Source organism: Paenarthrobacter sp. TE4293 (genome assembly GCF_050435325.1).
Taxonomy (GTDB): Bacteria; Actinomycetota; Actinomycetes; order Actinomycetales; family Micrococcaceae; genus Arthrobacter; species Arthrobacter nitroguajacolicus_C.
This window is the reverse complement of sequence record NZ_JBNJRY010000012.1, coordinates 1-11,997: the sequence shown is the minus strand read 5'-3', so window position 1 is coordinate 11,997 and position 11,997 is coordinate 1. Positions and strand designations below refer to the sequence as shown.

General features: G+C 63.7%; 11 protein-coding genes. 4 read left to right on the top strand and 7 right to left on the bottom strand.

Annotated elements, in window-relative coordinates:
* Nucleotides 1-12: 12 nt before the first annotated feature.
* The 5 genes from QF015_RS20090 to lysS all read right to left on the bottom strand — a co-directional run bounded on the left by QF015_RS20090 (nt 13) and on the right by lysS (nt 6,339).
* Nucleotides 13-1,230 carry a glycosyltransferase gene (locus QF015_RS20090; RefSeq protein ID WP_429390538.1) on the bottom strand — a complete coding sequence of 406 codons (1,218 nt, stop codon included), beginning with the start codon at nt 1,228-1,230 and terminating at the stop codon, nt 13-15.
* Between the two features lie 82 nt (nt 1,231-1,312).
* Nucleotides 1,313-3,805 (bottom strand): ATP-dependent Clp protease ATP-binding subunit, encoded by a 2,493-nt coding sequence (locus QF015_RS20085; protein WP_310203975.1) that lies wholly within the window; start codon nt 3,803-3,805, stop codon nt 1,313-1,315.
* Nucleotides 3,806-4,177: 372 nt separating this feature from the next.
* The gene (locus QF015_RS20080; RefSeq protein WP_310203978.1) at nt 4,178-4,504 is read right to left on the bottom strand and encodes a histone-like nucleoid-structuring protein Lsr2; all 327 of its coding nucleotides are present in this window, start codon (nt 4,502-4,504) and stop codon (nt 4,178-4,180) included.
* Nucleotides 4,505-4,633: 129 nt separating this feature from the next.
* Nucleotides 4,634-4,807: a hypothetical protein gene (locus QF015_RS20075; protein WP_310203981.1), complete on the bottom strand. Its 174-nt coding sequence runs from the start codon at nt 4,805-4,807 to the stop codon at nt 4,634-4,636.
* 2 nt (nt 4,808-4,809) lie between these two features.
* Complete coding sequence (gene lysS, locus QF015_RS20070) at nt 4,810-6,339, bottom strand: lysine--tRNA ligase (RefSeq protein ID WP_310203984.1); 1,530 nt, start codon at nt 6,337-6,339, stop codon at nt 4,810-4,812.
* A gap of 76 nt (nt 6,340-6,415) precedes the next feature.
* On the opposite strand from lysS, the gene QF015_RS20065 reads away from it, so the two are divergent.
* Genes QF015_RS20065 through QF015_RS20055 form a run of 3 tightly spaced genes read left to right on the top strand, consistent with a single transcriptional unit; the run spans nt 6,416 to nt 9,068 of the window.
* Nucleotides 6,416-7,312, top strand: coding sequence for an alpha/beta fold hydrolase (locus QF015_RS20065; protein ID WP_310203986.1), 897 nt, complete (start codon nt 6,416-6,418; stop codon nt 7,310-7,312).
* Nucleotides 7,313-7,321: 9 nt separating this feature from the next.
* A complete protein-coding gene (locus QF015_RS20060; RefSeq protein ID WP_310203989.1) occupies nt 7,322-8,176 on the top strand; it encodes an alpha/beta fold hydrolase in 855 nt (284 codons plus the stop codon).
* A 58-nt stretch (nt 8,177-8,234) separates the two neighbouring features.
* On the top strand, nt 8,235-9,068 hold the full coding sequence (locus QF015_RS20055; protein ID WP_429390537.1) for an alpha/beta fold hydrolase: 834 nt from the start codon (nt 8,235-8,237) through the stop codon (nt 9,066-9,068).
* 41 nt (nt 9,069-9,109) lie between these two features.
* On the opposite strand, the gene QF015_RS20050 is transcribed toward QF015_RS20055, so the two are convergent.
* Nucleotides 9,110-9,832, bottom strand: coding sequence for an EamA family transporter (locus QF015_RS20050; RefSeq protein ID WP_429390536.1), 723 nt, complete (start codon nt 9,830-9,832; stop codon nt 9,110-9,112).
* Between the two features lie 130 nt (nt 9,833-9,962).
* On the bottom strand, nt 9,963-10,901 hold the full coding sequence (locus tag QF015_RS20045; RefSeq protein ID WP_429390535.1) for an alkaline phosphatase family protein: 939 nt from the start codon (nt 10,899-10,901) through the stop codon (nt 9,963-9,965).
* Between the two features lie 71 nt (nt 10,902-10,972).
* Between QF015_RS20045 and QF015_RS20040 the strand changes: the two genes are divergently transcribed.
* Nucleotides 10,973-11,836, top strand: coding sequence for a LysR substrate-binding domain-containing protein (locus QF015_RS20040; protein ID WP_310204001.1), 864 nt, complete (start codon nt 10,973-10,975; stop codon nt 11,834-11,836).
* Nucleotides 11,837-11,997 lie beyond the last annotated feature (161 nt).

Below are 11,997 nucleotides of genomic sequence, written 5' to 3'. Positions count from 1 at the left end.
GCTTTCATACTTTCAAGGAGTCGGAAGGTTCCGCAGGGCCTCTGCGACGGGTATGGTCCCGTCTTCTTTCGCAATGGCGGCCGCCAGGACGCGGGCCCGTTCCGAGTACGAGGCCGTTGTGACGGCTTGCGCGATGGCATCACCGAGGCGCACCCGAGTCAGCTTCCTGTAGGGAATAGGCTCCGGGCCCGCCCCGAGGCTTGCGATCCGTGAGGCCCATAAGGGTTGGTCCGTGTACACGGGGACACCTACGGACGGCACGCCAGCACGCAGTCCGGCGGCAGTGGTTCCGGCGCCGGCATGGTGGACCACGGCAGCCACCCGGGGGAACAGCCACTCATGCGGAACGCTCCCCACACCAAGGGCGTCGTCACCCAGCACGCCCTCGACACCCTGCACCACAGCCCGCACTCCGGCGCGACGCGTGGCGTCAAGGATGAAGGCGGGATCAAGGTGTGCGCTGCTTCCAAAACCAACGAAAACCGGAGCGGGCCCGTCGGCGAGAAAATCCTGCAGGTCCGGGGATGGCCCCCAACCCTGATTCACCGGAGGCCACCAATACCCGGCCATCACCAAGCCGGAATGCCAGTCAGCGGGCCGGGGCAGGACGGCAGGGCTGATGCCGTGAAGAATGGTTGCGCGCATTTTCCTCCGGCGACGTTCACCGGCAGCCCGACTCTCCGTGGGCAGGCCCAGCTGCCGGCGAAGGCGGGCACTGGGAGCATCATAGGGAGCCGGACCTGCGGCCGCCCGCTCACCAATGATCCTGTTTCCCCACGCCCCCAGGCTTCGCGACGAGTTCATGAGCACTGGCGGATAGGCCGCGCTCGGCTCCGTCGGTTGCAAATGGGCGCCAATCACCGGAATACCGAAAGCCTCCGCGATGTCGTAGGCGTAGGGAGCCACCGAGTTGGCCAGGATGACGTCGGCTCCCGCCTCGGCGGCCGCCAGGGCCCCGGTGGCTGCGTTGTCCATGTACTCGCCGAGCTTGCGCCAGAAGGTCAACAGGCTTCCAGCTGTTGCTTTCGCACCGGGAGCCGGCCGCTTGATCAGCTCGGTGAGATTTCCGGGCAGCGGCCTGAACTCGCATCCCGACGCGACAACCAGGGGCGCATAAGCAGGGTTGGCCGCAATGGCCACCTCGTAGCCCAGCTCTTGCAGCCGGCTTCCGAGCCCCGCCATGGGCGCCACGTCCCCGCGCGTACCGGGAGCCACCATCAATACCCGCATGCCACCCGATCCCCTCTCAGGAGTTAGTAAAAACCCCGCCCACTCCTTTCGGAATGAGCGGGGCTTCTGGTACTGAAGTGCTTTACGCGGTCGGAGCGATTTCCGGGATGCGCGGCTTGGCGTTGCCTTCGAACGTGAACTTGGCGTCGTCACCTTCGCCGTCAACGTCCACCACAACGATGTCGCCGGAGTGGAGTTCGCCGAACAGGATCTTCTCGGACAGCTGGTCCTCGATCTCGCGCTGGATGGTGCGGCGCAGCGGCCGGGCACCCATGGCGGGATCGTAACCACGCGTGGCCAGGAGAACCTTGGCAGCGGGCGTGAGCTCGATGCCCATGTCCTTGTCCTTGAGGCGGCGCTCCAGACGGGTCACGAACAGGTCCACGATCTCGATGATCTCGTCCTGCGTCAGCTGCGGGAACACCACGACGTCGTCAACACGGTTCAGGAACTCGGGGCGGAAGTGCTGCTTGAGCTCTTCCGTGACCCGGGCACGCATCCGGTTGTAACCGGTCTGGGTGTCCGTGCCGGACTGGAAGCCCGTGGCCACACTCTTGGAGATGTCGCGGGTACCAAGGTTGGTGGTCATGATGATCACGGTGTTCTTGAAGTCCACCACGCGGCCCTGGGAGTCGGTCAGGCGGCCGTCTTCCAGAATCTGCAGCAGCGAGTTGAAGAGGTCGGCGTGAGCCTTCTCCACTTCATCGAAGAGGACCACGGAGAACGGACGACGACGGACCTTCTCTGTCAGCTGGCCGCCTTCTTCGTAGCCGACGTAGCCCGGAGGTGCACCGAAGAGACGCGAGACCGTGTGCTTTTCGGAGTACTCGGACATGTCAAGCGTGATGAGGGCGTCCTCTTCACCGAACAGGAACTCAGCCAGCGCCTTGGCGAGCTCGGTCTTGCCGACGCCCGTGGGGCCGGCGAAGATGAACGAGCCACCGGGGCGCTTGGGGTCCTTCAGGCCTGCACGGGTGCGGCGGATGGCCTGCGACAGGGCCTTGATGGCCTCGTCCTGGCCGACGACGCGCTTGTGCAGTTCGTCTTCCATCTTGAGCAGGCGCGAGGATTCTTCCTCGGTGAGCTTGAAGACCGGGATACCCGTGGAGTTCGCCAGAACTTCCGCGATCAGGTCTTCGTCAACCTCGGAGATGTCGTCCATGCCGCCGGACTTCCAGTTGCGCTCCTTCTCTGCGCGTTCGGCAATGAGCTTCTGCTCCTTGTCGCGCAGCGAGGCAGCACCCTCGAAGTCCTGGGCGTCGATGGCGGATTCCTTCTCCATCTTCACTTCCGCGATGCGCTCGTCCATGGCCTTGAGCTCCGGCGGAGCGGTCATGCGACGGATGCGCAAGCGTGCACCGGCTTCATCGATGAGGTCAATCGCCTTGTCCGGCAGGAAGCGGTCCGAGATGTAGCGTTCGGCCAGCTGTGCGGCTGAGGCGAGGGCGCCGTCGGTAATCGTCACGCGGTGGTGGGCCTCGTAACGGTCGCGAAGGCCCTTAAGGATCTCGATCGCGTGCGCGACGGAGGGTTCCTTCACCTGGATCGGCTGGAAGCGGCGCTCAAGAGCGGCGTCCTTCTCGATGTGCTTGCGGTACTCGTCAAGCGTGGTGGCACCGATGGTCTGGAGTTCACCACGGGCGAGCATCGGCTTCAGGATGGACGCAGCGTCAATGGCGCCTTCGGCAGCACCTGCACCAACGAGGGTGTGGATCTCGTCGATGAAGAGGATGATGTCGCCGCGGGTGCGGATTTCCTTGAGGACCTTTTTCAGGCGCTCTTCGAAATCACCGCGGTAGCGCGAGCCGGCGACCAGGGAACCGAGGTCAAGCGTGTACAGCTGCTTGTCCTTGATGGTCTCCGGGACATCGCCGCGAACGATCGCCTGGGCGAGGCCTTCGACGACGGCAGTCTTACCGACGCCGGGCTCACCGATCAGCACCGGGTTGTTCTTGGTACGGCGGGAGAGGACCTGCATGACGCGTTCCATCTCCTGCTCGCGGCCGATCACAGGATCGAGCTTGTTTTCGCGCGCAGCCTGGGTGAGGTTGCGGCCGAACTGGTCAAGCACCACCGAACCGGCAGGGGTACCTTCGGGCTGGCCCTGGCCGGAGCCGCTGCCAGCGGTTTCCTTGCCCTGGTAGCCGGAGAGCAGCTGAATGACCTGCTGGCGGACCCTGTTGAGGTCTGCGCCAAGCTTCACCAGCACCTGGGCGGCCACGCCTTCGCCTTCGCGAATGAGGCCGAGCAGGATGTGCTCAGTACCGATGTAATTGTGGCCGAGCTGCAGTGCTTCGCGAAGGGAAAGCTCAAGCACCTTCTTGGCGCGCGGCGTGAAGGGGATGTGACCGGACGGGGCTTGCTGGCCCTGGCCGATGATCTCCTGCACCTGCTCGCGAACGCCATCGAGCGAAATGCTCAGGGACTCGAGCGCCTTGGCAGCAACGCCTTCACCCTCGTGGATCAGACCCAAGAGGATGTGCTCGGTACCGATGTAATTGTGGTTGAGCATCCGTGCCTCTTCTTGGGCAAGGACGACCACGCGACGGGCACGGTCCGTAAATCTCTCAAACATTTCGCCACACTCCTAGCTACGACGTACTTTGATGCTACGTGTCGGAGGGGCACTTTTGGAGCGTGTTCGCCACAGGGGAAACATGACGCCGTGAAGGAATAAAACGGCCGCTTCCCCTTGACCCCGGCAGGCGACGGTGACATCCTGCCGACCAGCCCAGGCAACCCGCCGGCCGCAGGGGCGGGAGCAGTCCCCCTGCGGCGCGCATCGACGGCTTTCCCATAACCCCCAAAAGCACTGGTATTCAGGGGGCCGGGGCCGGGCGGATTCCCGGGCTATTCCCCACCGCCGCCGTCCGCGGCAGCCCAACTAACCCGGCGCTTTAAACAACCAATGCCCCGGCAGCGACTGCCGGGGCATTGAAGTGGTGAATCAGGAATTGGCCTTTTGGTAGGCTTCCTGAATTTCAGCCTGAATACGTCCGCGGCTGTTGACCGTGTAACCGTTATCCCGCGCCCACTGCCGGATCTGTGCCGAATCCTGGTTGCGGGCTGGAGTAGCGCGACCCCGCGTACCACGGCCGGAAGAAGTCTTCCGGGCCTTGGCGACATAGGGTTCCAGTGCCTTCCGAAGCGAAGCTGCGTTTGCTGTGGACAGGTCCATTTCGTAGCTAACGCCGTCCAGGCCGAAGCGGACAGTTTCGTCCGCAGCTCCTTCATCCAGGTCATCGACGAGGATGATTTTTACTTTCTGTGCCATGAGTTGCCTCTCTTTTGGAGGGATGGATAATCAGAAATTCCCCGGGTTCCTTTGTCGATTATCGTTCACGGCAAGCACGCACGTCAAAGCACAATTGGATTTAGGTGAAACTGGAACCAATTTAGGAGCCTATTTAGCGGCTGGCCCATCAGATGCCGGGCCGGAATGTTTCGAATTCGCTTCAGCCTGCGCGCGGGCTTCTGCCTGACGCTCGGATTTGTCTGCATTGAAGATCGACTTCATGGCAAACCAGAAGATCAAACCGACAACTATCGACGGCGCAAGGACTGCGATGTACTCCATGATCAGTGTCCTTCAGGCTTCAACAGGGGGAAGAGGATGGTTTCGCGGATGCCGGCGCCGGTAAACAGCATGACAAGGCGGTCAATGCCAAGTCCGATGCCACCCATGGGCGGTGCGCCGTATTCGAGGGCGCGGAGGAAGTCCTCGTCGAGCTGCATGGCTTCCTCGTCGCCGGCGGCGGAACGGCGTGACTGCTCCGTGAGGCGTTCCCGCTGGATGACGGGGTCAATGAGCTCGGAGAATGCCGTGCCGCGCTCCATGCCGCCAATGATCAGGTCCCATGCTTCGATCAGCCGCCCGTCTTCGCGGTGCGGACGGGCCAACGGCTGGGCGGAGGGCGGGTAGTCGTAAACGAACGTCGGGTTCAGCAGGGTGGGTTCCACGATTTCACCGAACAGCTCCACGACGATTTTCTCGGCGTCCCACTTGGGGTCCACCTTGACGTCGTGCTTGGCAGCAATTGCCAGCAGTTCCTCAACCGTGGTGTCCGGCGTAATTTCCACACCCACTGCTTCGGAAATTCCCGGGTATACCGAAACCCACGCCCATTCGCCGTCGAGGTTAATTTCACCCGCATCCGTCTGGATGGTTCGCGTGCCGACGACGTCGGCCACGTTCAGGATGATTTCCTTCATGCGTTCTGCCATGACGAACTGGTCCGCCCAGGCTTCGTAGCATTCAAGGGTGGTGAATTCGGGGCTGTGCGTGGAGTCCACGCCTTCGTTGCGGAAAACACGGCCCATGTCATAGACCCGGTCGATGCCGCCCACGACGGCGCGCTTCAGGAAGAGTTCAGTAGCGATGCGCAGCGTCATCTTCTGGTCGAAGGCGTTCATGTGTGTTTCGAACGGGCGGGCCGTCGCGCCGCCATGGACCAGCTGCAGGATGGGGGTTTCCACCTCCACGTAGCCATGGCGGTCCAGGGTGTCGCGGACCGAGCGGGTGATGGCTGCGCGCTTGTAGACCATTTCGCGGGCTTCGTCGCGGACCATGAGGTCCACGTAGCGCTGGCGGACGCGGGTTTCCTCGTTCAGTTCTGCGTGCAGGACCGGAAGGGGGCGCAATGCCTTTGACGCCATGGACCAAGAGTCGGCCATGACGGACAGCTCACCGCGGCGGGAGGAGATGACCTCGCCCTTGATGAAGACGTGGTCGCCCAGGTCAACCAGGGCCTTCCAATCAGCGAGCGCTTCCTCGCCGACGTTCGCCAGGCTCAACATGGCCTGCAGCCGGACGCCCTTGCCGTCCACGCCGCCCTCCTGGAGGGTGGCGAAGCAGAGCTTGCCGGTGTTGCGCACGAAGACGACGCGGCCGGTGACACCAACTGTGTCGCCCGTGGTTTCGTCGGCTTCCAGGTGCGCGTACTTCTCGCGGATTTCGCCGAGGGAATGGGTCCGTTCAACACCCACCGGATAGGCCTCTGTGCCGCGCTCGATCAGCTTGGCGCGCTTTTCCATACGGATGCGCATCTGCTCGCTGGCATCGATGGGCTCTGCGGAGGTGTTCAGGGCTGGGGTGTTTGCGGAAGTCACAGTCCTTAAGTTTACCGGTGATTACGGGCCTTTACTTCCGGAGCCCAGGATCAGGGAAAAGCATAGACTCGGGGCTGTGGAGACATGGACGGTTGAAACGGTCGACGGCGGCGGGCACCTTGAGGTGCACACCTTCCGGCCCGCATCTGGTGCTTCGATTCCCGGTTCGAAGGCACCCACTGAACCACCCGGCGTCGTGCTCATCCATGGCACTTTGGTGACGGACTCGCTGTACTGGCCCTTCGCGCGGAGCCTCAGCGTCATGCTGGGGCGCCCCGTTCACAGCTACAACCGGCGCGGCCGCGGGCAGTCCGCGCCGCAACCACCCGGCTATTCGGTGGATACGGAGATCTCCGACCTCCAGGCCGTGATGGAAAAGAGCGGGTCCACCGACGTCGTGGCGCACAGCTACGGTGGCTTCGTGGCACTGCAGGCTGCGAGGCGGGCCAGGATCAACAAACTGGTCACCTACGACGCCGCGGTTTCCCTGTCCGGCAACCTCAGCAGCCGGTGGCGGCCCGAGCTCGAGGAAGCGGTGACCGCCGGACAACTGGACCATGCATGGGCGCATCTGGTGCAGGGCCTCGGGACTGCCGGCCCCATTTCCTACCTGCCCATGGGGGCCCTGCGCACGCTGAGTGTCCTTTCGGCCCGCACCCGCCTGGGACTTGAGATGCGCTCCTTGCTGCCTACCGCAGTTACGGAAATGCGCGCAGTTCTGGACGCCGACGCCCATCTTCACGACTTCATGAAACTCTCCACGCCGACGCTGATGCTCAGTGGCGGGTGGAGTCCGTCGTACTTCGCGGAAACCGGCCGCATCCTGGCCGGAGCAGTGCCCGTGATCGACTTCGCCGTGGTGCCGCTGCAGTTCCACGAGGGCCCGTTGCGACCCGGCAAACGGCTCGCGGCACGCATCGCGCGGTTCCTTTCGGGAACCCCGTTCAAGGACGAACCAGCAGGGGACGCCTAGGATGTTCCGGTGAAGGAACGCGATATCAAGACGCACGACGGCGGCCGGCTCGCCCTGTACAGCTACGGCACCGAAGATGCACCCGGGGAACGCCGGGTGGTACTCATCGGCGGCGCATTTCTCACGGCGCTCATTTACCGGCCATTTTCCGTCGCCTTGGCCAAGGGGCTCGGTGAGGGCTGGGCTGTCGACGTGTATGACCGCCGCGGCCGGGGCAAATCCACCGAGCAACCCCACAACTACTCCATGGCTACGGAGATCGCCGATGTCCGGACCATCATGGACGCCACCGGGGCCCGGAACATCTTCGGTCACAGCCTGGGCGGATCGGTTGCCTTGAACGCCGCCCAGGCCTTTGCCGGCACGCACCACCAGCCTGACAAGCTCGCCGTCTACGACGCCGCGGTCAACATCGACGGAAGCATGGATACCGACTGGCTGGCCGGGTTCGCGGACTCGGTCAACAAGGGCGACATCAACCGTGCCATGGCCCGGATGAAGCGGGGCATGAACCCCGGGACGGCCCTTGCCCGGGTCCCCGAGCCGGTCCTTGTCGGGCTCATGGCAGTGGTTTCGCGGACCAAAGTCAACAAGCTTTTCCGGGAGCTCATGCCCTCCGGAGTCGGCGAACTGAAGGCCGCCTTCGAAGCTGCCGATACCCTGCGGGACTTCTCCGTCCTGCCTTCCAGCACGCACTTCATGGTGGGCAAGAAAAGCCCACAGTTCTACAAGGTCACGGCGGCCCGGCTGAACAGGGCCGTGCCCGGCAGCACCTTGGAGGTCTCCCCCAAGGGGTTCCACGGTTCCATTCCCGCCGCCGTCAACGAGCTCGTCTCGGATATCTCGGACTATTTCAAGCGCTGAATCCACATAAGGGACCGGCATGCTGCCCGCATTCAGGTCGCTCGGTTAGGCTCAAGTCATGACGCGCGACATCATCATCACAGCCGACGGCGGACACCTTGAAGTACTCACCACGGGTGGTGAGCTGGCAGCGGCAGGTTCCGGCGTCGTCGTCGTTCCTGCTTCCATGGTGACGGCTGCGGACTACACCCGCTTCGCGCAAAAACTGAGCCAAGCGCTGGGCCGCCCCGTTCATACGTTCAACCGTCGCGGGCGCGGCGATTCATCTCCGCAAGCCGAGGACTACACGCTTGAGGCCGACATCCGGGACCTTGACGCCGTCATGAAGCACACCTCCAGCACCGACGTCTTCGGGCATAGCTTCGGCGGCGCCGTTGCCCTGCATGCGGCCCGGACGCTACCGGTGGAGCGCCTTGCCGTTTACGACCCCGCTGTGTCGGTCAACCACAGCGTCAAGGCCGACTGGACGCCGGACTATGAACGCGCGACGGCGGCGGGAGACTACGATCGCGCCCTCGCCGTCCTGATCAAGGGAGTTGAGACCGGCGGCGCCTTCGCGCGCATGCCCTTGTCCATGTTGACCCTGGCCAACAAGCTCGCCGCAGGCACGCCCCTTGGTAAGCAGCTGCGCGAACTGATGACCTGCGGTGTCCGGGAAATCAAAGCCGTCATCGCAGCTGACATGCCTGCCGAACCATTCCTGGCCCTTCCACTGGAGACACTGATCGTGGTGGGTGAAAAGAGCCCTGCCTACTTCGGCGTTGCCTGCGGACAGATCCATGACGTCCTGTCCGGCTCCAGCTACACCATCCTTCCCGGTTTCGGGCACGATGGCCCCAACAAGACGCCGGACAAGCTGATCTCGGAGTTGTCGGACTTCTTCTCCGGCTAGCAGGGGCAAGGGGAACCGGGAACGGGGCACCGGGCGCGCGATCACCCAAGCTGAATCGCGGCGATCCCTGCAACCGCGACAACCGTCAGGCCGAGCCTGAGCCGACTGAATTTTTCGTTGAAGAACAAGGCGCCGATGACCCCCGCCAAGAGGACGCTGGTCTCACGCAACGCTGACACCAAGGCGAGTGGCGCCAGGCTCTGCGCCCACACGACGATCCCGTAGGCCAGCAAGGACACCAGTCCTCCGATGAACCCCGGTTTCCAATACCGCACCACTCGCTGGGGGAATGAACGGCGATCCGACGCCAAGCGCCAGCAGACCACGGGAATCAACAAGCCCTGCAGCAGGAAGAGCCACGAAATATAGGCCAGTGGGTCACCGGACTGTCGGACACCCACGCCGTCCACCAAGGTGTACGCCGCTATGGCTGTACCCGTGAGCACTGCGAACAAGGTGCCCTTGCGGTTCCTGTTGCCGGCGGCTTCTGCATTCTGTTTCGTGAGCGCCAGGCTCAGCAACGAACCAGCGACCACGGCCACTCCCGCCAACTGCCAGAAACCCAATTTCTCCGCGAGGAAAGTGATGGCAACTCCAGTGACCAGAAGGACGGCCAGGCCACGGGCCAACGGATAGACCTGGGAGAAGTCGCCGTGCTTGTAGGACGTAGTCAGCAGAATGAGGTAGCAGGTTTGCAGGAGTGCCGAGGCGAGGACATACGGCCACGACTGCTGCAAGGGAATCCCGAAGACGGCCGCCCCCACAATGCCCGTGCCAAATAGGCCAGGGCAATCATGGTGGACGATGCGAGGCGGTCCGGGATGGCTTTGGCCAGGGCATTCCAGACGCTATGCAGGACCGCTGCCAGGAGGACGGCGGCCGTTACCGTCAGGGTCACCGGAGCCCTGCCGCCGTGGGGGCTCCCGCCGTGGGGGCTCCCGCGCTGGGAGCTTCTGTCGTCGAAAGGGCCGTCGTCGGAGAGGCTTCACGTGGGCTGCGGCGGGTACCGAAGGGGACGCCCTCGATGTCTCCTGCAACCACTCCGAAAGTGGCGAGTACTTGTGCATGGATGTCAGCGTGGTCCACTGCCGTGACGTGCTGGGGCACTCCGACGCCGCTGGCCGCAATCCAGGCTGTGCGCTCTTCCCCGGTCTCCCCGCCGTGGCCTCCAGCGTCGAGGTGCCCATGGTCGGTGACGACGATGACGGTCCAGTCCTCCTCCTGCCGGCCGGGCCTTGCCTCGATCGCTTGCAGCAGCGTGCCCAGGCGGCCATCGCAACGCTGTATGGCAGCCGTGTAGCCTTCCCCCGTGCCACGGTTGTGTGCTTCGACATCGGCTTCGCCGAAGTACACAAAGGACACGGCCAGGTCCTCGTCCTTAATGCGCGCGGCCGCGTAGGCGGCGACGGCGTCATCAGCAACGACCCAACTGCCGGCGTCGTTCGCTTCCTCGGGGTCCTCCTCCGGCACCCAACCACGGGAGGAGAAGAGGGGGCCGCACGCGGTGCGGGCAGCAATCGGGTGCCAGCTCGCGGCGATCATCGTGTGCGCTTCAGGACGTGCCGCACGAAGGGCCGCGGTGAAGTCGCGGAAAGCGGCGAGCTCGGGCGGGTGCCCATTGTTGCCGGTCACCTTGTGCAGGTCGGCATAGACGCCAGTGGCCACTGTGGCCCACACCGGACCGGAAATAGTGGCGTTCTTCCAATGAACGCGGACAGGAATCAGGAATCCGTTGTCGGCGACTCCATCCAGGGCAGGAGTCGCTGCGGCCTGCAGCGAGTCGAATCGGACGCCGTCAATGCCGACTACAAGGACGCGGGGTTCTTTCGTCATATCCAAGACGCTACGTGGTTCGGATTCCTACCCATAGGAATTGCCGTTCATATCTATAGGAGACTTAGGCCATGCCTATGAATCTCACACATCTGCGGGCGTTCCACCTCGTGGCCACGTACGGCAGCTACGTCGGGGCTGCCGCCGCTGCCAAAGTCAGCCAACCCACCCTCTCAGAGCAGGTCCGGTTCCTGGAGCGGCACCACGGCGTCCGACTCCTGCAGCGCGCCGGCCGCACCGTGGAACTCACTCCGTTGGGAACCAAACTCCTGGCAGTGACAACCAGGTTGTTCGCGGCCGAATTGGAAGCCGAGACGGTCCTCGCCAAGGCCCGCACTGTGATGCGGGGAGAGCTGCGATTCGGCACCGACGCACCCATCAACGCTGTGGGCGTCCTGGGCACCTTCCGCCGCCAGAATCCCGGAGTGAACATCCAACTCGTCAGCGGAAATTCTGCGGACGTGCGCAGACGAGTCCTGGCCGGCACGGTGGACGTCGGCATCCTCGCCGACGAAACACCGCATCCTGACCTGACGGCTCGGGCACTCGGGACGCAGGACCTGGTGGCGTTCGTGCGTCAGGATCACGTCTTGGCCGGAGCGAAAGTGATCCGCCTCCGGGACCTGGTAGAACACCCGTTGATCATTCGCGAGATCGGTTCGGTCACCCGTAGATCCATCGAAACAGCGCTCTCCGCAGCCAAGCTCCAGCCCAGGGAACTACTGGAGACGGACAGCCGGGAAGCAGTCCACGCGGCAGTGATCGCCGGCCTGGGCGTTGGCGTGATCGCAGAGGACGAATTCAACGACGATCCCCGGTTGGTCCTGCTTGACTTCGCCGACCCCATTCCGCCCATCACGGAGTACCTGGTCTACCGGCGGGACAACGAGCGCAGCCATGTGGTGGAGGCTGTCTTGGAGTGCTTGGGAGGGTGAGGCTTCTGGTGGCGTGCTGAGCCCAGGGCTGTGGTTACCGGTTTGTCTGGTTGTTTGTGGGTTAAATGTTTGTGGGTTAAAGGGGAAGAGCCCCGACCGTGTGGTCGGGGCTCTTGCCTAATGGTTGTCCGGCGGTGTCCTACTCTCCCACACCCTCCCGG

Coding starts and splice junctions, on each gene's coding strand:
- QF015_RS20090 (WP_429390538.1), bottom strand. CDS start 1,230: ATGCGGGTATTGATGGTGGCTCCCGGTACGCGCGGGGACGTGGCGCCC.
- QF015_RS20085 (WP_310203975.1), bottom strand. CDS start 3,805: ATGTTTGAGAGATTTACGGACCGTGCCCGTCGCGTGGTCGTCCTTGCC.
- QF015_RS20080 (WP_310203978.1), bottom strand. CDS start 4,504: ATGGCACAGAAAGTAAAAATCATCCTCGTCGATGACCTGGATGAAGGA.
- QF015_RS20075 (WP_310203981.1), bottom strand. CDS start 4,807: ATGGAGTACATCGCAGTCCTTGCGCCGTCGATAGTTGTCGGTTTGATC.
- QF015_RS20055 (WP_429390537.1), top strand. CDS start 8,235: ATGACGCGCGACATCATCATCACAGCCGACGGCGGACACCTTGAAGTA.
- QF015_RS20045 (WP_429390535.1), bottom strand. CDS start 10,901: ATGACGAAAGAACCCCGCGTCCTTGTAGTCGGCATTGACGGCGTCCGA.
- QF015_RS20040 (WP_310204001.1), top strand. CDS start 10,973: ATGCCTATGAATCTCACACATCTGCGGGCGTTCCACCTCGTGGCCACG.